The 19536-nt window shown below is 63.9% G+C and carries 18 protein-coding genes; 8 read left to right on the top strand and 10 right to left on the bottom strand.

Annotation, left to right across the window (positions count from 1 at the left end; genetic code table 11):
• Window positions 1-79 precede the first annotated feature (79 nt).
• The 3 genes from LCF59_RS12415 to LCF59_RS12405 are packed head-to-tail and all read right to left on the bottom strand — an operon-like array spanning window position 80 to window position 3101.
• On the bottom strand, window positions 80-1102 hold the full coding sequence (locus LCF59_RS12415; protein ID WP_292287927.1) for an ABC transporter substrate-binding protein: 1023 nt from the start codon (window positions 1100-1102) through the stop codon (window positions 80-82).
• Window positions 1072-2442, bottom strand: coding sequence for a sensor histidine kinase (locus tag LCF59_RS12410; protein WP_292287926.1), 1371 nt, complete (start codon window positions 2440-2442; stop codon window positions 1072-1074). The genes LCF59_RS12415 and LCF59_RS12410 overlap by 31 nt, the downstream gene beginning before the upstream one ends.
• Window positions 2439-3101: a response regulator transcription factor gene (locus LCF59_RS12405; RefSeq protein WP_292287925.1), complete on the bottom strand. Its 663-nt coding sequence runs from the start codon at window positions 3099-3101 to the stop codon at window positions 2439-2441. Before LCF59_RS12405 ends, LCF59_RS12410 begins: the two co-directional genes overlap by 4 nt.
• A 128-nt stretch (window positions 3102-3229) precedes the next feature.
• Between LCF59_RS12405 and LCF59_RS12400 the strand changes: the two genes are divergently transcribed.
• The 7 genes from LCF59_RS12400 to LCF59_RS12370 all read left to right on the top strand — a co-directional run bounded on the left by LCF59_RS12400 (window position 3230) and on the right by LCF59_RS12370 (window position 10231).
• Complete coding sequence (locus LCF59_RS12400; RefSeq protein ID WP_292287924.1) at window positions 3230-4213, top strand: tripartite tricarboxylate transporter substrate binding protein; 984 nt, start codon at window positions 3230-3232, stop codon at window positions 4211-4213.
• Between the two features lie 107 nt (window positions 4214-4320).
• On the top strand, window positions 4321-4815 hold the full coding sequence (locus tag LCF59_RS12395; protein WP_292287923.1) for a tripartite tricarboxylate transporter TctB family protein: 495 nt from the start codon (window positions 4321-4323) through the stop codon (window positions 4813-4815).
• 3 nt (window positions 4816-4818) lie between these two features.
• The gene (locus LCF59_RS12390) at window positions 4819-6339 is read left to right on the top strand and encodes a tripartite tricarboxylate transporter permease (RefSeq protein ID WP_292287922.1); all 1521 of its coding nucleotides are present in this window, start codon (window positions 4819-4821) and stop codon (window positions 6337-6339) included.
• A gap of 90 nt (window positions 6340-6429) precedes the next feature.
• The gene (locus tag LCF59_RS12385) at window positions 6430-7635 is read left to right on the top strand and encodes a CaiB/BaiF CoA-transferase family protein (protein ID WP_292287921.1); all 1206 of its coding nucleotides are present in this window, start codon (window positions 6430-6432) and stop codon (window positions 7633-7635) included.
• A complete protein-coding gene (locus LCF59_RS12380; RefSeq protein ID WP_292287920.1) occupies window positions 7632-8405 on the top strand; it encodes a citryl-CoA lyase in 774 nt (257 codons plus the stop codon). The genes LCF59_RS12385 and LCF59_RS12380 overlap by 4 nt, the downstream gene beginning before the upstream one ends.
• 292 nt (window positions 8406-8697) lie before the next feature.
• Window positions 8698-9993 carry an adenylosuccinate synthase gene (locus LCF59_RS12375; protein WP_292287919.1) on the top strand — a complete coding sequence of 432 codons (1296 nt, stop codon included), beginning with the start codon at window positions 8698-8700 and terminating at the stop codon, window positions 9991-9993.
• Between the two features lie 16 nt (window positions 9994-10009).
• On the top strand, window positions 10010-10231 hold the full coding sequence (locus LCF59_RS12370; protein ID WP_292287918.1) for a DUF2842 domain-containing protein: 222 nt from the start codon (window positions 10010-10012) through the stop codon (window positions 10229-10231).
• A 225-nt stretch (window positions 10232-10456) separates the two neighbouring features.
• Here LCF59_RS12370 and LCF59_RS12365 read toward each other — a convergent pair whose 3' ends face one another.
• The 5 genes from LCF59_RS12365 to LCF59_RS12345 form a co-directional block, all read right to left on the bottom strand.
• Window positions 10457-10900: a hypothetical protein gene (locus tag LCF59_RS12365; RefSeq protein ID WP_292287917.1), complete on the bottom strand. Its 444-nt coding sequence runs from the start codon at window positions 10898-10900 to the stop codon at window positions 10457-10459.
• 102 nt (window positions 10901-11002) lie between these two features.
• Window positions 11003-12100, bottom strand: a complete 1098-nt coding sequence (locus LCF59_RS12360; protein WP_292287916.1) for a calcium-binding protein — start codon at window positions 12098-12100, stop codon at window positions 11003-11005.
• 163 nt (window positions 12101-12263) lie between these two features.
• Window positions 12264-13040, bottom strand: coding sequence for a hypothetical protein (locus LCF59_RS12355; protein ID WP_292287915.1), 777 nt, complete (start codon window positions 13038-13040; stop codon window positions 12264-12266).
• A 4-nt stretch (window positions 13041-13044) separates the two neighbouring features.
• On the bottom strand, window positions 13045-14043 hold the full coding sequence (gene dusA, locus LCF59_RS12350; protein ID WP_292287914.1) for a tRNA dihydrouridine(20/20a) synthase DusA: 999 nt from the start codon (window positions 14041-14043) through the stop codon (window positions 13045-13047).
• 178 nt (window positions 14044-14221) lie between these two features.
• Window positions 14222-16702: a hypothetical protein gene (locus tag LCF59_RS12345; protein WP_292287913.1), complete on the bottom strand. Its 2481-nt coding sequence runs from the start codon at window positions 16700-16702 to the stop codon at window positions 14222-14224.
• A gap of 139 nt (window positions 16703-16841) precedes the next feature.
• On the opposite strand from LCF59_RS12345, the gene LCF59_RS12340 reads away from it, so the two are divergent.
• A complete protein-coding gene (locus tag LCF59_RS12340) occupies window positions 16842-17525 on the top strand; it encodes a thiamine diphosphokinase (protein ID WP_292287912.1) in 684 nt (227 codons plus the stop codon).
• On the opposite strand, the gene LCF59_RS12335 is transcribed toward LCF59_RS12340, so the two are convergent.
• Complete coding sequence (locus tag LCF59_RS12335) at window positions 17449-18309, bottom strand: DMT family transporter (protein ID WP_292287911.1); 861 nt, start codon at window positions 18307-18309, stop codon at window positions 17449-17451. The genes LCF59_RS12340 and LCF59_RS12335 overlap by 77 nt on opposite strands.
• A 569-nt stretch (window positions 18310-18878) precedes the next feature.
• Window positions 18879-19536 (bottom strand): heme exporter protein CcmB (locus LCF59_RS12330; RefSeq protein WP_292287910.1); only part of this gene is annotated, 658 nt, incomplete at its 5' end.

The following is a 19536-nucleotide window of genomic DNA, read 5'->3' as shown; positions in this document are numbered from 1 at the left end:
GTCTGCCTATGTCGACCCTGTCTTGCATGTCGGGCGGCACCAACGGGCGATGCCAAGCCGCTGTGTCCGGGCCAAATCCTCACTGCTCCAGGGCATTTTCCCATTCCTCCAGGAACGCGCGGCGGTTCAACGGATCGAGATAGATCATCAGCGCGGGGCCAAGCCGGATGGGGCCAAAGCCCGTGGTTGCCGCCGCAGAGCTTTTGTTGAGCGGGGGCAGGGGCCAGGCATCCGCGCTTTCGCGCAGCCCAACCTCCAGAAGCCAGTCCATCATGGCTCCCGCGTCGTCGGTGTTGCGGGCGTTGGCCGGGATGATGGCGGTGCGCAGCATGACATTGGCGAAATCCTCCATCCGCACGATCCGGATCGTATCATCGGTTTCCCGGGCCAGGCGTTCGCTGGCATAGCTGCCAAGAACATTGTAGGCGAGCGCAAGGTCTCCGGCGATGACCTCCTCGACCATCTGGCTGGAGCAGCAGAATAACCGCGGCAACAGTCGGCCCATGACTTCGCTCAAGCGCCAGTAGGCGTCGGTGGAGCGCGCTTCCTGCGTGGCGAAAAGATAGCCCAGCCCGCTTTCGCGCACGTCATAGGTGCCAACGGCGTTCACGAAGCGGTCGGGGTGGGTGCGCAACAAATTGATCAGGTCCTGCCGCGTCGCGGGGAGGGGGCGATCTCCCAGCACCTTGGTCGACAGAACGACCACCGCCGGTTCGGCGGTGAACGCGTAGATGAGATCGCGCCATCTGGCCCAGTCGGGAAGGGCATCTGTCCGGGTCGAGCGATAGCCTTGGGCAAAGCCGTCATTCGCCAATTGCATTTGCAGGTCCATGGCCGATGACAGGGCAAGATCATACTCGGCTTCGGCGCGGATCGCCTTGTAAAGCTCGACCGAGGAAGCGACGCTGTACTCCACGGTCAGGTCGGGACGGGCTTTCTGAAAGGCGAGGATATAGGGGTGGAACACGTCCAGGTCGGCGGTGGAAATGATCCGCAGGCTGTGATCGCCGGTACCGGGATAGACCTTGCGCGCCTCGATCTCTTGCGCAAGCCCGGGAAGGGCCAGGACACTCAGGCAGAGGGCAAGACAAATGTGACGCATGTACCGTTTCCTTCCGGGTTGGGGCCAAGGTCGAGTTGCCCGCCATGGGCCTCCAGCACCTCTGCCGCGATCGTCAGGCCAAGACCAGAGCCGATAATGCCCTCGGTGTTGCTGCCACGGCAGAAGCGCCCGGTCAGGGCCCGGGCCGGGCCGTCGCCAAGGCCGGGGCCATCATCAGACACGGTGATCCGGGCCGTTTTTTCTGCCGCGCGCACCTTGATCCGCACGGTGGTTTCCTCGGGAGAATATTTTATCGCGTTGTCCAGGATGTTTCGAAGCGCACTGTCCAGCAGCACCGCGTCGCCGTTGACATGCGCCGGGGCCGTGTCAAGTTCGAGACGGATGTCTTTCATCGTCGCTGTCGGCTCCAGCGCCGCGGCGGTTTGGGTCACCAGCACGCCAAGGTCCATGCGGTCCTGCGCGAGGTCTTCGGCGCGGAACGCCACCGTGGCATGATCCAGCAACTGACCGGCCGAGCGCGAGCTTTCGTCCACGGCGCGGATTATCTGGCGCAGTCTTTGGCGTGCATCCGCATCCGGCGCGCTGCGCAGCGCGATCTCGGCCTGTGTACGCACCGTCGCCAGGGGCGTGCGCACCCTGTGGGCCGCTTCTGCGATGAAATCCTCGGATCGGCGGATGGATTGACCCAGCCGGTCCATCAACCGGTTGAGCGCGCTGCGCAGCGGGGCCAGTTCGGAGGGCGTATCGCGGCGCAGGGGGCGCAGGTCGGACGGCCCGCGGCGGGACACCGCCTGCGCAAAGCTGTTGAGCGGGCGCAGGGACGTCCGCGCCGCAAGCGCCGAAAGCCCCACCGCCACGATGAAAAACGCAATCGACAGCCCGGCCGCCGTGCGGGACAATTGTCCCGATATCGCGCGCACGCCGCCAAGAGTTTGTGCCACCGTGACATCCACGGGCACCGCGCGTGTCCCGGCAAGAACATTGCGCCGGACAGAGGCGGTGCGCACGGCCTCGCCCAGGTAATCCTCGGTCTGAAAGGTGATGCGTCCAGAGGCCGGATCCGCCCGGGGCGCGGGCAGGTCGGCATAGCCCGTCAATAGCGTGCCGCCGGCCGTGACCTTGTAGAACACGCGGTCCTCGCTGATCGCGCCCAGCATGGAAAAGGCGGAATACGGCAATTCAAGACGCACCTCGCCTTGTTCGCTGCGCACGGTTTCGGCGATGGTGGTCGCCGACGCGGCAAGCACGTTGTCCTGCGACTGCGCGGCGGCCTGACGCGCCAGCCCCGATACCATCGACCAGGACAAGAGCGACAACACCGCTGCCACCCCCGCCAGAAGCGCCGTGAGGCGGCGACCGATGGATATCTGCGGGATCATTCCGTCTCCAGCCGGTATCCAAGCCCGCGCACCGTCTCGATCCTGAGACCGAGCGGTCCGATCTGGCGGCGGAGGCGACCGACATAGACCTCGATCGCGTTTTCCGTCACATCGGCGTCGAAGGAAAACAGCCGATCCAGAAGCTGCCCCTTGGAAAAGGTCTGTCCGGGATGGCGGGCAAACACCTCAAGCAACCGCGTTTCGCGATTGCGCAGCGCGACGTTATCCTCGCCCAGGCGCAGGTTGCCCGACATCGGATCAAAAAGCGCGGTGCCCAGCGTGATCTCGTTGCGGGCCGATCCGCCCCTGCGGCGCAGCACCGCGCGCACCCGAGCCTCGAGTTCGGAAAAATCGAACGGCTTGGTGATGTAGTCATCGGCCCCCTGATTCAACGCGCCAACGCGGTCGGACACCTGGGCGCGGGCGGTCAGGACGATCACCGGCGTTTCGATCTGCGCGCGGCTCCGGGCCAGAAAATCGCGCCCGTCGCCATCGGGCAGCATCACGTCCAGCAGGATCAGGTCATAACGCGCCGTGCGCAGGCAGGCATCGGCATCGGCAAGCGTGAGGGCATGATCCACAGCATGACCGTCCATCGCCAGCCGTTTCACCACGCTGTCGGCCAGTTCGGCGTTGTCCTCGACCAGCAGATACCGCACGGTGCGGACCCCTCCTTCTGCCACTTCCGGCAATTTGTGCCATTGCGTGTCAGGCTCATGTCAGTTTTCTATGATGACAACGAAATATGGGCGTAACAGCTTCGCCTGTCAAACGGGAGGAATACAAGATGAATATCAACATGACCCGCCGGGTCGTGATGGCCGCTGCGGCCGCCACGCTGGCCCTGTCCGGCTCTGTGCAGGCCGGGGGACACACGGTCCTTGAGGAACTGCACTTCGTCATTCCCGGTGGCGCCGGCGGCGGCTGGGACGGCACGGCGCGCGGCACCGGTGAGGCCTTGACCAATTCCGGTCTTGTCGGCTCGGCCAGTTATGAGAACATGTCCGGCGGTGGTGGCGGCAAGGCGATCGGCTACATGATCGAAAACGCCGAGAGCCTCGACAACACGCTGATGGTGAACTCCACGCCGATCGTGATCCGGTCGCTCACCGGCGTGTTCCCGCAGAGCTTCCGCGACCTGACGCTGGTGGCGGGAACGATCGGGGACTATGCCGCGCTCGTGGTGCCGGCGGACAGCGACATCGAAGACATGGACGGCTTGCTGGCCGCCTACAGCGAACAGGGCCCGGATTTCGCCGTTGGTGGCGGATCGGTTCCCGGCGGCATGGACCACCTGGTGGCCGCGATGTTGATGAAGGCGGCCGGAGAAGCGCCGACCGACCTCAATTACATTCCCTACGACGCGGGTGGCAAGGCCATGGCCGGCATGTTGTCGGGCGAGATCGACGCCCTGTCGACAGGGTTCTCCGAAGCGATTGCACTGGCCGAACAAGGCGAAGTGCGCATCCTTGGTGTCACCGCCGAAGAGCGTGTCCCGGCCTATGACAGCGCACCGACCTTCATGGAGCAGGGGATCGACACCTCCTTCGTGAACTGGCGCGGCTTCTTCGCGGCACCGGGCACCTCCGACGAGAAGGTGGCGGAGTACATCTCGGCCCTGGAGGCCATGTACGAGACCGACGCATGGGAAACCGTGCGCGCCCGCAATGGCTGGGTCAACATCTTCAACCCCGGCGACGACTTCCGCACCTTCCTGGAAAACCAGGAAAAGGAGATCGGTGATCTGATGACGGAACTGGGCTTTCTCTAAGGGATCGCCCCGCCGACCCCGGCGCCCGCGCCGGAGCCACATCAAGGACATCGCCCGATCCCGGGCGGTGTCACCCGGGACGGATCATTCATCGGGAGGGAATGGCAATGGCGCTGGATCGCTGGATCGCGCTGATCTTCATCGTTTTCTGCTGCGCCTACGGCTACATGGCCTTTTTCACCATGGACCAGGACGTGCCACCCTTCATGCAGAGGAACCCTGTCTGGCCATCGACCTTTCCCAAGGTTCTTGCCGTGCTGGGTATCCTCGTCGGGCTGGTCGTATTGCTCGGGCTGGAAAAGCCCGAAGCCGGAAAAGAGCCCTCTGCAACGGAAATCAACTATCGTCGCCTGCACGAATACAAGCTGGGCCAGGCGCTGGCGCTGCTGGGCTTGATGGTGGCCTATGCGCTGCTGCTTCGGCCTGCCGGCTTTCTCATTGCGACAACGCTTTTCCTGATCGCCGGCAGCGCGATCCTGGGCGAGCGCAAGGTCCACATCATGGTACCGGTGTCGCTGCTGGCCGCGTTGTGTGTCTGGTATCTCGTGCAACAGGTCCTGGGTATTTTCCTGCGGCCCTTTCCATTTTTCCTGGGGAATTGAGCCATGCTCGAAGGTATCCTGATCGGCCTTGAGGCCGCATTCTCGATCAAGAACCTGCTGCTGGTGGTCGCCGGCTGCCTTATCGGCACCTTCATTGGCATGTTGCCCGGGCTAGGGCCGATGTCGATCATCGCCATCATGATCCCGATCGCGATCACGCTGGGCGATCCGGCGGCGGCGCTGATCCTGCTGGCCGGTGTCTATTATGGCGCCATTTTCGGCGGCTCGACCTCGTCGATCCTGCTGAACGCACCGGGCGTCGCGGGAACGGTGGCCTCGTCCTTCGACGGCTATCCCATGGCGCGCAAGGGGCAGGCGGGCAAGGCGCTGACGATTGCCGCAGTGTCAAGCTTCGCAGGCGGCATGATGGGCGTGATCCTTCTGATGATCTTTGCTCCGGCGCTGAGCTCGCTGGCGCTGCTGTTTCACTCGGCGGAATATTTCGCGCTGATGGTTGTGGGGCTCTCGGCGATCGCGGCCTTTGCCGGGACCGGCCAGGTCGCAAAGGCGCTGATGATGACCGTGCTGGGCCTGATTCTCGCCACGGTGGGCGAAGGCGCGCTGTTCAACATGCCGCGTTTCACGCTGGGGATGATGGACCTGCAATCCGGGATTTCCTTTATCACGCTGGCCATGGCGATGTTCGCGCTGCCCGAAGCCCTGTTCCTTGTGCTGAACCCGGCGCGTGGTTCCGGCGGCGACGGGGGACCGAACAAGATCACGGGGCTGCGCTTTTCGCGTGCCGAAGGCAGGGCCATGCTCCCCGTGATCGGCCGCCAGTCGGTGCAGGGGTTTTTCGTCGGCGTGCTGCCCGGCGCGGGCGCAACACTCGCCTCCTTCCTGGGCTACGCGGTGGAGCGCAACATCGCCAAAGGTGAGGACCAGGCCGAGTTCGGCCATGGATCGGTCAAGGGGCTGGCCGCGCCGGAAACCGCCAACAACGCGGCGTGCACGGGCTCATTCGTCCCGCTCCTGACGCTCGGAATCCCCGGATCGGGGACCACGGCGATCCTGCTGGGGGCTTTGATCGCGTTGAACGTGACACCGGGACCGCGGCTGATGACCGACACGCCAGAGGTCTTCTGGGCGGTCATCATCTCGATGTTCATCGGGAACTTCGTGCTGCTGATCCTCAACCTTCCGCTGATCCCCTATATCGCCAAGATCCTCGCGATCCCGCGCAATTACCTGATCCCGTTCATCCTGTTCTTCACCTTGATGGGGGCGTATATCGGGCAGAACAACGCGACAGAGCTGCTGATGCTGGTCGGGTTGGGTGTCTTGGCGTCGATCTTCCGCTTTGCCGATTACCCGCTGGCGCCGCTCCTGATCGGCTTCATCCTCGGCCGGATGCTTGAAGACAATTTCGCCCGGTCGATGCAGCTTTATCGCGGGATGGACTTTATCTGGGAGCGTCCGATGACCCTGGGTCTGCTGGTGCTGGCGGCGATCCTCATCGTCTTGCCCAGCTATCGCGCCCGCAGGGCAAAGGCCCGCGCCAAAGGTGTGGCGGATGGCGATTGATGCCGCCAGATCGAGACCCGGCCCGGCGGCGCGCCCGCCGGGCGATGCCAAAACGGGCCGCCTTGTGCGGCCGTGACCGAAGTGAACCACATGTCACAGCCCATGACCAAACCGCTCAGCGGTATCCGTGTTCTCGACCTGACCAATGTTCTCGCCGGCCCGTTCGCCTGTCATCAACTGGCGCATCTGGGGGCAGAGGTGATCAAGGTCGAAGCGGTCGCGCGCGGCGACCTGGCCCGAAATCTCGGGGCTGATGCCGAGCTGTCTGCCAAGGGGATGGGCATCTCGTTTCTTGCCCAGAACCCGGGCAAGAAATCCCTGACGCTGAACCTAAAGGACCCGCGCGGCAAGCAGGCCCTGACGCGTCTCGTGGCGGCCTCCGATGTGCTGGTCGAAAACTTCAGGCCCGGTGTCATGGACCGGCTGGGCCTTGGGTTCGACAGCCTCAAGACCCGGAACCCCTCCCTCATCTACTGCGCGATTTCCGGATTTGGACAGGACGGCCCATGGGCCGACCGACCGGCCTATGACCAGATCATCCAGGGCCTGTCCGGTGTGATGTCCGTCACTGGCGATGCAGACAGCGCGCCGCTGCGTGTCGGCTACCCCCTGGCCGATACGGTTGGTGGCCTGACGGCCGCCATGGCGATTACCGCCGCCCTGAACGCGCCAGATCGGGGCACGTTCATCGATATCTCCATGCTCGACAGCGTGCTGGCCACGATGGGCTGGGTGGTTTCGAACCACCTGGTCGGCGGCGTCGCCCCGACACCGCAGGGCAATGAAAACCCGACCTCGGCACCCTCTGGCACGTTTCAATGCGCCGATGGCCTGATCAACATCGCCGCCAATAAAGACGAGCAGTGGGATCTGCTGGCCCGACACCTGGAAAGACCGGACCTGCTGGAACATCCGGATTTCGCCACGCGCGAAGACCGCAAGGCCAACCGCCTGCGCCTGAAAGCCGAACTGGAAACCGTTCTGACAAAACGTCCCGCCCGTGACTGGTCGCGCGAGTTGAACGGGATCGGCGTCCCCGCAGGCGCGGTGATGACGGTGCCGGAGATCCTTGGCCATCCGCAGATCGCGGATCGTGGCCTTCTGGCCCGGTTCGAGGACGCGCCGGGTGTTGACCGGGCGTTCGACTTGATGCGGATCGGCGCCATGTTCGACGGCACGCGACCGGCGGTGGACAGCCCGCCGCCCGCGCTCGGGGCGAATTCCGAGGATATCCTGGGCGCCTTGGGCTATTCCGCTGCGGACATAACCGAAATGCAAAATGAAGGCGTGACATGACGGATGACGTGAAAGACTGGTGGCGCACCCGCATCATCGATATGGAACCTGGCCGCATCGAGCTGCGCGGCCGTCCGGTGCAGGATCTGATCGGCACCACGGGGTTTGCCCGCATGATCTGGCTCATGGTTGTCGGCGACGAGATCGACGGCCCGCGCGAGACCCTCTTCGAGGCGGCTCTCGTGGCCGCCGTCGATCATGGACCGCAAGCCCCGTCCATCGCCGCTGCCCGCATGGCCGCAACCTGCGGGATCGGTTTGCAATCCGCCATGGCGACCGGGCTCAACATGCTGGGCGATGTGCATGGCGGTGCCGGTGAACAGGCGCTTGAACTCTACCAGGCCGCTGTTGCCGCGGGCCCGGAAAACCTTGGCGCTGTCCTGACCGACTGGCGCCGCGACAACGGTCCCTATATCCCCGGATTCGGCCACCGCTTTCACAAACCGGTGGACCCTCGCGCGCCCCGTCTGCTCGGCCTCGTCGACGACGCCGCCGAAACCGGAGCCGTCAGCGGCGCCTACGCGACCGTGGGCCGCGCCATCGAGGCTCATATCGCGACCGAACGCGGCAAACCGGTCCCGATGAACATCGACGGCGCAACCGCCGTGATCTATGCCGAACTCGGATGTCCGGCGCCCCTGGCGCGCGGTTTCTTTGGTCTCTCACGGTCGGTCGGGATCCTCGCCCATGCATGGGAACAAACCCAGCAGGGCGGCCGCAACAAGGGGCCAACGCCCCCTGCCTATCGCTGGACCTACGACGCAGAGTGAGGCGACGGCCTGCGTGGTCGTGCCTCCTGACCCTCGGTCATGCAGTCCCCGAAACGCGTTTGTGTTGATGGATCACGATGCGCTCCGACCTGTCTTGCGCGTCAAGCGTCTGGCGTGTTGTGCTGCACCGGGGTTTCGGTGGGGCCGCTTTGCAGAAGCCCGTTCTGTCGGACATCTTCCGCATTGCGGGCGTCCCATCTGAAAAACGGTGGAAAACCGGTTCCCCCTGTTCGGAATGCGCACTATACGGGCGCGGGTTTGATGGATGGAATGCAGGCAGGGGTTTCGAGACATGGCGAATGTGGTCGTAGTCGGCGCACAATGGGGCGACGAGGGCAAAGGCAAGATCGTGGACTGGCTCTCGGAACGGGCGGATGTGATCTGCCGTTTCCAGGGAGGGCACAACGCCGGGCACACCTTGGTCGTCGATGGCAAGGTCTACAAGCTGCATGCGCTGCCCTCCGGCGTCGTGCGGGGCGGCAAGCTGTCGGTGATTGGCAATGGCGTTGTGCTGGACCCTTGGCATCTCTTGCAGGAGATCGACACGATCCGCGCGCAGGGTGTGGAGATCACACCCGAAACCCTGATGATTGCCGAGAACACGCCGCTGATCCTGCCGATCCATGGTGAACTGGACCGGGCGCGCGAAGAAGCGGCCAGCAAGGGCACCAAGATCGGTACAACCGGGCGCGGCATCGGGCCGGCCTACGAAGACAAGGTGGGCCGCAGATCGGTGCGTGTCGCCGATCTGGCGGATCAGGCCACCTTGGAGGCGCGGGTGGACCGGGCGCTTCAGCATCACGATCCGCTGCGCCGGGGATTGGGCGTTCCGCCCGTGGACCGTGATGCGCTGCTGGCGCAATTGAGCGAGGTTGCAGGGCAGATCCTGCCCTTTGCCGCGCCGGTCTGGAAGGTGCTGAACGAGAAACGCAAAGCAGGTCGGCGCATTTTGTTCGAAGGCGCACAGGGGGCGCTGCTGGACATCGATTTCGGGACATATCCCTTTGTCACATCGTCGAACGTGATTTCGGGGCAGGCGGCGACCGGGGTCGGCCTTGGGCCTGGCGCAATCGATTATGTACTTGGGATCGTCAAGGCTTACACCACCCGCGTGGGCGAGGGGCCGTTCCCGACAGAGCTTGACGATGCCGATGGGCAGCGGTTGGGAGAGCGGGGTCACGAGTTCGGGACCACAACGGGGCGCAAGCGGCGCTGCGGGTGGTTCGATGCCTGCCTCGTGCGCCAGACCTGCGCCACGAGCGGGGTGAACGGAATTTCCCTGACCAAGCTTGACGTGCTGGACGGGTTCGAGACGTTGAAAATATGTGTCGGCTACGAGCTGGATGGCAAACGCTATGATTACCTGCCGACCGCGTCGGAGGAGCAGGGCCGCTGCACACCGATCTACGAGGAAGTGCCCGGCTGGTCGCAATCCACCGAAGGGGCGCGATCCTGGGTCGATCTTCCGGCGGAGGCGATCAAATACGTGCGCCGCATCGAGGAATTGATCGAGTGCCCGGTCGCCCTACTTTCTACCTCACCGGAGCGGGATGACACGATCCTTGTCACCGACCCGTTTGCAGACTGAGGAAAAGGGGGCGCAGATGGCGCTGAGTCACAAGGCAAAAAAACGCTGGTCGCTGGTGATCCTGCTGGTTGGCCTGCCGGTTTACATCGTGGTCTGTCTGAACGTGATCAGCCTGTTCGACCGGCCCCCGTTCCTGGTCGAGCTGCTGGTTTTCCTGGTCCTCGGCATTCTCTGGGCGCTGCCGTTCAAGTTCGTGTTCCAGGGTGTGGGGCAAATGGACCCGGAGGCGGAGGACTAGAGACTCCGGCGTTCCGGTCCCGCGACGCAAGTTAACCTTTTGGCAACCTTTTGTGTGGCATCCTGCGGGAAGCGCTGAACCGGGGTCGGATTTCGGGCAACGTCGTTCGGTGTGAAACTGAGGGTCAGGTTCTGCCCGCGCGCCCGTGTCTTGGCTGTGCCATGTGTGGATGAACCGCGACCGCCACGAGGTGGCCCAGAATGCGGCACTTGCATTTGACGGCGGTCAGTCGAGTTCGAGCACGCAGGTACAGAATTGCTTGGCTTTCCAGTGCGCCTTCTTGCTGACCTCCACGTTGTAGAGGATCTGGTAGGTCTGGTCCTCTTTTTCCAGGCAGCACGCCGTGACTTCGACATCCTTTGGCGCCTTGGCGCAGAAGTTGCGGCCGAGATAGTACATGTCCGGCTGGACATCGGCCGTGAACATCGCCCGGCGGTTGCCGTGCTCGTCGGTCACGCATTTCACCTTGGGGCATGAGACAGGCTTGGGTTTCGGAGTGACAACGACCCTTTCCGGGTCTCGTGGGCTGTCCTCTCGCTCACGCGTGGTCCGCGTGGTCGTCGGGCGGTCAAAGGTCGGTTTCTCGTAGCTTGGCTGCTCTGGCGAGGCGTCCCGTGCCAGAGCAGGGGTCGCTGCAAGAGCCAAAATCATCAACAGGGCCAGTCTCATATCATTTCCCTCATGGAACCGCGTACGTCGCGGCAGTCCTAGCATGGTTCCGCGCCACCGCGAAATCCCGTGTCGGGGCGCGGGTCGTTCTGATCATCTGCATCAAGCCGCCGCCGCCGGCGCGATATTGATGCTTTCAACCACAAGGATTTGATCGAGCGAAACAGGACCGGCATCTGCCGAAACAGCCGCAACGGTCTGTCCATTGGCCTGGACCAGCGTGTCCCCGCTGTCTTCGTCCTCCTCCAGCGAAATTTCCGTGTCGCCGGAGGTGCCAGCCGGCACGGAGACGATCACAACCTCGTTCTCGGAAAGGTCCATCACGATCGGGGCATTGTCGGGATCAACCCAGGAACCGGCGAAAAAGATGTCGCTGTTCTCTCCGCCATAGGCCACGTCGCCGCTGCCCATCTGGATCTGGTCAAAGCCTGCACCACCGCGCAGGGTGTCAGGGTCATCCAGATCGCGGGCTTCGATCATTTCGTCGTCATTGCCATCCCAGACACCAAAGAGCTGGTCATCACCGTCGCCGCCATCAAGCGTATCGGCACCCGCACCCACAATGAGGGAATCATCACCCGCACCGCCCATCAGACTGTCATCGCCATCATTACCGAAGAGCGTGTCATTGCCTGACCCGCCAAAGATGGTATCGTCCCCGTCGCCGCCGACAGCCTCGTCGTCATCTTCCTGGCCGTCGATCCGATCATTCCCAGCATCGCCGAAAAGCGTGTCGCTGCCAAGGCCACCGAGAAGCGTGTCATCGCCGTCGCCGCCTGCGACCAGATCGTCCCCGGAATTGCCGTCAAGAGAGTCGTCGCCTTCGCTGCCGAAGACCTGATCGTCCCCGTCGCCGCCAAGGACAGTGTCGTCCCCTTCCTGCCCGTCAAGGATGTTGTCTGCAGCGCTGCCGTTGAGGACGTCATCGCCGGCCCCGCCGACCACGGTGTCCGCGCCAGCCGTTGCATCCAGCGTATCGCCGTCGTCGGAGCCGAAGGTCACACCATCTGAGGTTACGACGCCATCGCCTCCGGAGCTGTCGCTGCCGTCTTCGCTGTCGCCGGTATCCAGCCCGTCGTCCCCGTCGTCACCCCCGGTGGCGCCGGTGTCCGTTTCGCTGTCATCATCGTCACCAGAATCCGCGAACACGCTGGCGGAGATACCCAAAAGCGTGAGAGCCAAAAGCGCTGCAAGTTCCATAGCAGGTTAATCCCAAGATTACCGAATATGCGATAAACTACCCGTTTCGGCACCCACATCCCTAGAAAAATCGACAATTTGAACGATATTGTCCGGTTTTCTGTGACAATGCGAAAGGCGTTTCGCGATTGTCGCCAAGGGGCTTTGGGAATGTGGCGGTGCCTTATTTTTGCCCCAGCCAGTTCGGCCCGTCCCGGGGTGATTCAGGGCGCAGATAGGCGACCATCCGACCGCTTGGCGGCGCGGTTGCCTGGGCTGCCCAGGGGGCAACGCCGTGCAGGAGAAACGGGTTGAGCAAGACCGCTTCGCCCGGCCGTGTAAAGAGCGGACTGCGCGCGCAGGTCTCGAACACTGTCTTGCGGGCGGCGTGATAAACCTCCGTCACGTCGGTCTTCGCCCAATCGCGTTCCGGCACCGCTCCCAGCGCGTCGATCATGGCGCGTTGCAGGATGTGGTGGCTGCCGCGCCAGACCACCAGCGGGCTGGCGCCGGGTGAGGTTTCTGTCAGGGGCAGGCCGAGGATCCAGTCATGCCGTTCCTGCAGGAAGCGGCGTTTCGGTGATCCTTCGGCCACAAGCCCGTCCATATGCGCGCCGTCGCGGTTGCGGCGATAGCGAAAGGCAGCCTCGCTTTCGCTATTCCGGGGGCGCGGGAAGCCTGGATAGGTGATCGACAGCTGCGCCGGGTGCAGATCGTCACGCGGGCCGATCCGATCGACCACGGGACCGGACAGCGCTGTCCCGCCGATCGCACCGTCGGCATCCGAGGGCAGGGCATCCACGCCAACGAACCAAGTGCCGCCGCATTGCAGCCATTGCGCCTGCATCGCCGGATCGCGTGCCACGGCCCGTCCGATCCGATGGGCGGCCTGTGCCCAGCGATAGGTGTCGGGGTGCCAGGCAAAGCGGACATACCCGCAGTCAGGCCAGTCGGTGACCATCCGGTCAGCCGGCCAGCCGGTCAGGCTGCTGCATCCGGTCCAGCGCCTCGTTCAGAAGCTCTGGCCCCACACCGGGAACGTTGGCCCGCTCTGACAGGACACGCCGCCAGGTGCGCGCGCCCGGCTGCCCGGCGAACAGACCCAGCATATGGCGCGTGACATGGTGCAGCTTGCCGCCGTCCTCGAGATGCGCAGCGATATAGGGCTTCATGCGGTCGATGACCTCGTTCCGCGTTCGGGCCGCGGGCGCGGCGCCATAAAGCCGGGCGTCCGCGTCCGACAGGATATCCCACGGGCGGTGATAGGCGGCACGGCCGACCATTGCGCCGTTCAGGCCGCGATCGATCAGCGCCTTGGCTGCATCAAGCGTTTCGATGCCGCCATTGATCGATATCGGCAGATCCGGGAAACGATCCGCCATCTCGGCCACGAGGTCATAGTCCAGCGGTGGAACGTCGCGGTTTTCCTTTGGGGACAAGCCCTTTAACCACGCCTTGCGCGCATGGATGATCAGGTAATCGCAGCCCGCCTGCTGCACCCGCTGGACGAAGTCAGGCAGCACCTGCGCCGGATCCTGATCGTCGACGCCGACGCGGCATTTGACAGTGACCGGGACAGTGACCGCCTCCTTCATCGCCGCGACACATTCGGCCACACGCGCGGGCGATTTCATCAGCACCGCGCCGAAAGTCCCGGATTGCACGCGGTCCGATGGGCAGCCGACATTGAGATTGATCTCGTCATAGCCGGACGCCTGTCCAAGCTGCGCCGCCTCGGCCAGCTCTCGCGGGTCCGATCCACCCAGTTGCAGGGCAACGGGATGCTCTGCACCGGAATGGGCCAGCAACTGTGTCGCGCCGCCACGGACAAGCGCCGGGGCCGTGACCATTTCGGTATAAAGCAGGGCATGCCGACTGATCTGCCGGTGAAAATACCGGCAGTGTCGATCGGTCCAGTCCATCATCGGGGCGACAGACAGTCTGGCGGTCTCGGTCAGGTTCATGGTCTATGATCCGTGGTCGGCGTGTTTGGGCCGTTTTATCGCACAGAAGCGGGGCGTCGAAAATGGGGGACCCTGCGGCGCTTTGCAAGGCGGGATCGCGGTGTTTGCTCGAGGGCGAAACGCGAACCGGCCCGCGATTGTATCGCGGGCCGGTTCGATCCGGTTTGTGGGGCGGGGATCAGCCTGCGGCGCGGGCATCGGGTTTGAAGCCGATATTGTCCGACGCGGAAAAGCGGCCGCCGCCCTTTTTCTCGATCTTGCCCTCGCGCAGCAACTGGCCGAAGCTGCGCAAGCGTTCTTCGCGAGAGCTTGCATCGCTCTCGGCCTGATGCAGGATCGTCATCAGCTGCGGCCGCGAGAATTGGTCATGGCCTTCGACAAAGGACATGTATGCCGCCGCCGCTTCGAGCAGTTCGGGAAGGGTGTTGGCGCCCTGTTGCTCGGCGAAATCCGCAAAGCCGGTGTCTTCGACAGCGGTGCTTGCGCCGGCCGGTGCGGCCGCGTCCATGTTGCGCTTAATGCGGCGCGGACGAACCGGCTGCACGGCGTCGTCTTGCGCGTCATCGTCTGTGTCGATCCGCTGTTCTGCGACCAGCTTCAGGGGCGCAGCGCGCACCGGGGCCGGGCGTTCGGAGCGGGTCTGCGTAACCTTGGGGCGGCGCGGGCGCACCGCATCGGCGAGGTCTTCGCGATACGGTTCTTCCTCATCCGCCTTCGGCTTTGACTTGCCGAGCAGGCGTTCCGCCTTTGTTGCGGCAACTGCGGCGCGCAGATGCGCGATGGCGCTGCGGCGGCGGTTGCCTTCCGGTTCGTCCATTTCGGTTTCCGTCTTGTCGACGAGGCGGTCAACCGAGGTGTCGTCTTCGGCGATGGCGGTGTCGGTCAGCATGGCGCGCGCCGGACTGGTCATCTTGACCGCCTTGCGAATATTCGCGTGTGCGGCCTCGTCCTGCGTGTCATTCTCGGCGTCGAGGTTCCAGTCGTCATCGGTTTCGATCTCGGCGTGAAGCTCGGCCAGTTCGCGGGCAAGCTCTTCTTCCTCCTCCTTGGTGAGGGAGCTTTCCGTATCGCCGGGGGCGGCTGTATCAAGCTCCGCGTCCTCGTCGAATTCCTCGATATCGCCCGCTGCGAGCGCGCTTTCGACATCCGCGCGCTTGGCTTTCCCGACACGGGCAACGAGCGGGGCCGCCACGCTTTCGGCTTTTGGCGCATCCTCCGTCTCCGCCTGGTCGTCCTGACGGGTTTTTTGGAGGACCTGAGGCGCATCGCTGCCACTCACGCTGTCGTCGATATCTTCAAGATCTTCGAGATCGTCGAAGGCCTGCACCGAAGTGTCATCCGTCTCTTCGGCGGGATCGGCCTCGTGTTCGTCCGCGTAGAGCCCTGCAATCGCGTCAGCGTCCTTGTCGGTCACGCGGGGCTCGGCGGTTGCGGTCTGGGATTCAAGCTCGGCGATGCGGGCGCGCAATGCCTCTAGCTCGCTTTCCGGCGCGCCGTCGGGGCTGGCACCGGGCGCGGTCTCATTGGTGGGTTCCACCTGCGCCGGGTCCGGAAGGGTGTCCGTGTCCGCATCTTCGATCTGGTCGCTCATGATCCCGGCAATGGTATCGGCGAAGAGCGTGTTGTCGTCTTCCGCTGCCGGTGCAAAGGCGCTGTTGTCCTCGCCGGCTTCAGCCACTGTCGACGCCTGAATTGCTCCATCAGGATCAATGGCATCATTCTCATCGATGCCATCCCCGTCCGGGCCGGGCATGGCGTGTTCGTCCTCGATGTATTCCGGCTCTGCATGGTCGGACGCCTGAACCTGCGGCGTTTGCGATTTTGCGGCCACCACGGCGCGGATGCGCTGGAGCTTGTCGGCCACGCTGTCTGTCACGGCAACGGTCGCGGGCGCAGTGACCTCTTGTGCCGTTTCGGCGCGGGCCTCATCGGCCAGGTCTTTCGCGGCGCGATCGGCCTTGTCGGCCTGCTCGGAGATCAGGTCGTCGATGCTCTGCTCGGCCGAGAATGCGTCCTCTTCGGACAACACGCCATCGGCATCCACCGTGATGTCGTCAACCAAGATGTCGGCCGCGGCTGCATCAAGCTCAAGCTTGGACAGATCAACCTCGGAGAGATCAATTGCTGTCTCTTTCTCGGGCAGATCGTCGAGACCCGACACGACAGCAGCCTCTGTCTTCAACTCCGGGGTCGCGGCATCTTCGGGATCATGCTCCGGATGGTATTGCGGGCGGTCGGCATCGCCTTCAGCCTGGCCTTTTTCTTTGGCCTCGACCTCGGCGTTCTCTGTCGCCGGTGCGGTCGCGACAGCCAGCGCGGTGGCAGCCACCCCGGCTGTCGCGCCCACATTGGCTGCATCCGACGACGTGTCCGGCGCGACATCCCCTTGCGGCGACCCGGACTGTTCCGTTGGACGCAGAACCCAGTTACCTTTTACAAAACGCGCCTCCACGCGGCGTTCGATCTCGCGTTCCGCGATCCGGGCCAGCATTTCGGCATCAGGGGTTGGTGGTTCGGCGCCAAAATATCGGTCGTCCTGCGCAAGATCACGGAAATATTCCGCAATCGCTTTCATGGTGTCGAAGGATTGGTCGAACCCTTCAAGCGTACATGAAAAGGTTCCGTAGGAAACCGTGAGTATCTTGTTCGAACTCACCATGACAAAACTCGCTTTCTAATCTTCTGCGATGGTCTTGCTAGCACGTTTACCAAGACCAAAGCGCATCGAATCTGTGCCTCTTACGGTATCATTTCGTGACCGGATTGTGATCTGTTTCGCGTTTCGCCATTAATCAAACATGAATGATGCAATTGTTTTCTCGGACGACCCAGTTTTGCTGGTCGGTGGTGCAAATGGCGACAATGGGCTGTTGAGCACCCTATTGGACGAGGCCGGCTTGGTTGTCGCTGCCGACAGCGGCGCTGACTGGATACGGGCGCTGGGCCGAATGCCGGACGCTCTGATCGGTGATCTGGATTCCGTCTCCGAGGCGACGGTCGCTGCCATGCCGCCCGGACAGGTGCATCGAATAAGCGAACAGAACACCACGGATTTCGACAAGGCGGTGCGGTCAATATCGGCGCCGCTGATCATCGGGATCGGATTTCTGGGTGGACGGGTGGATCACCTGCTGGCCGCGATGACGGTGATGGTGCGACATCCGGACCGGGCCATCGTCCTGGTGGGAGAGACCGACGCGGTGGCGCATGTGCCGCCCCGGCTTGATCTTCCGCTTGCCGCCGGCACGCGGGTGTCCCTGTTCCCGATGCGCGCTGTGGCCGGGCAATCGAGCGGACTGCGCTGGCCCATCGACGGGCTGACACTGTCGCCGGACCGGCGTGTCGGCACGTCGAATCAGGCCGAGGGCGCGGTCGCGCTGTCGGTCGCGACCCCCGGGTTGCTGGTTATTGTGCCGGTGTCCCGACGGCTGGTGCTGCAACAGGCTCTGTTGCAAGCTGACGGCTTATGGCCTGCTCTCTGAAGACGATATAAAGTCCCGATCCGATGGTGATCGCGATACCGACGGTGGCCATCGAATTGGGCAGATCGCCGAAGATCGCGAAGCCGATGATCGTTGCGATCGGGATTTCAAGGTACTGCATCGGGGCGACCGTGGCCGAGGGTGCATAGCGCAGCGACCAGGTCATCAACAAATGAGCCAATGTGCCGAACAGGCCAAGGGTCACAAGCAGGATCCAGGTTCCCTCGGTGAGCGCCGTGTCCCATGTCGTGAGCGGAACCGCGGTATCCGGGATCAGCAGCATCCCCGGTGCCAAGAGCGCCACGGCCATCACGCCGGAAACGGCCTGGAGCCCGATGGGATCGGTTTCCTTGGCGATCTTGCGGGTGACCAGCATGAAGAGCGCGAAATTCAGCGCAACCCCCAGTGGCAAAAGCGCAGGCCATCCCACCGCCTGAAAGGAGGGCTGGACCACCAGAAGCGTGCCGAAAAACCCGATCGAACAGGCGATGAGGCGGCGACTGCCCACCTCCTCGCCCAACACGTAATGCCCGAGCAGCAACATGATGAACGGCATCACAAAGGCAATCGCAATCGCGTCCGCCAAAGGCAGGTAGGAGAGCGCCGAGATCATCATTCCGATGCCGAGGATATGCATGACCGTGCGCAGCAAGGTCAGTCCGAACACCCGGCCCGACATGCGCCAGAGACGGCCCGTGAGCGCAATGATCGGAATGAGGACAATCGCCTGAAGGCCAAAGCGGACGAGCAAAAGCTGACCCAGCGCCACCGAGTCCGACAGCATCTTCGCGATGGCGGGTTCCCTGGATATTGACGGTAGTATTGGTGAGGATGCCGTCCTGGCTGCTCGCTCTGTGGACCTGACCGGGGTCTTTGGAAGCACAACATTTGCCGCAGGCAACACCGTGCACCTCGCGGATGGGGCGCAGGTGGACGGTGGACTCTTCGCCGCTGGACGACGCGTGGAGATCGCCGGTCAGGTTGACGGTGATCTCTACGCGGGAGCGCGACGGCTGGTCATCTCCGGGCGGATCGATGGGGATGTCACGGTTGGCGGTACGCAGAAGCAAACAAGGGACCCAGTGCGACTGCGTTACAAGTCATCGCAGCGGGGGCGTTTCGAGCGGGCGCACTGTATCGGGGGGGGGGATGCCCAAGTCCTCCGTCCAGAGAGCGCTCCACGTTCGTCATCCTGAGATGGGAGGACGCTTCGCTGTTCTCCGACATCATGGCCATTCATCGAGGAAAGCCTATCCGGTCGGGTCGATACTAACGCCGTTTGGAGTTTGGGCTTTCCCGCGGGGAAATGAATTCGCTCAAGGTTCAAGGCCGTCCTCATGGGACCCCGAGGCGCTACTCCTTCCAGACGAAATCGAAGAGCACGACGGAAGCGGAGAGCGTGGCGCCGGCAAAGCCGATGAGGGTCAGGAGCTCGTCTTGGGCCTGCACCCACGGGAGGCCCGCGATGGCTTTGCGGGTTGCGCTGGTGCCGGACACGAGAAGGGGCACCAGCAGGGGGAGGAGGAGGACCGGGAGCAAAGGGCCCTGCCGGGCGGCCCGGGCCACGAGGGCGGCGAGCAGGGTGGTTGCACTGGCAAGCCCGACCGCGCCCAGCCCGCCCATGCCCCCGGCCGCGCCGCCACCCCGGGGGTTACCGCCACCCCCGGCCCGCGGCCGTACCCGCAGCCCGTCGGGAAGCTCTTCGACGCGGGCGCCCATCCTGGTGAGCTCCGCGGCCATAACCGACACCCGGTCGGTCTCCTTGGCGCGCGCCTGGGGCACGTTGGAGAGCTCCACGGGCTCCCGGGCGAAGCAGGCCGCTACCGCGAGCGCCGGCAGGGCGTCGGGGATGGCGTTGAGGTCGAAGGTTCCGCCCGAGAGGGCGGCGCGGGCGAAACCCGCGTCCGCGTCGAATGCTTCCGCTGGACCTGTCACCGTGACCGCGCCATCGCCCTCCTCGACCGCACAGCCCATCTCGGCGAGGATGCCGAGGACCGCCTTGTCGCCCTGC

Origin of the sequence: Marivita sp., from assembly GCF_020055675.1 — a bacterium.
Classification (GTDB): domain Bacteria; phylum Pseudomonadota; class Alphaproteobacteria; order Rhodobacterales; family Rhodobacteraceae; genus Marivita.
This window is presented reverse-complemented; position numbering and strand designations above follow the sequence as displayed.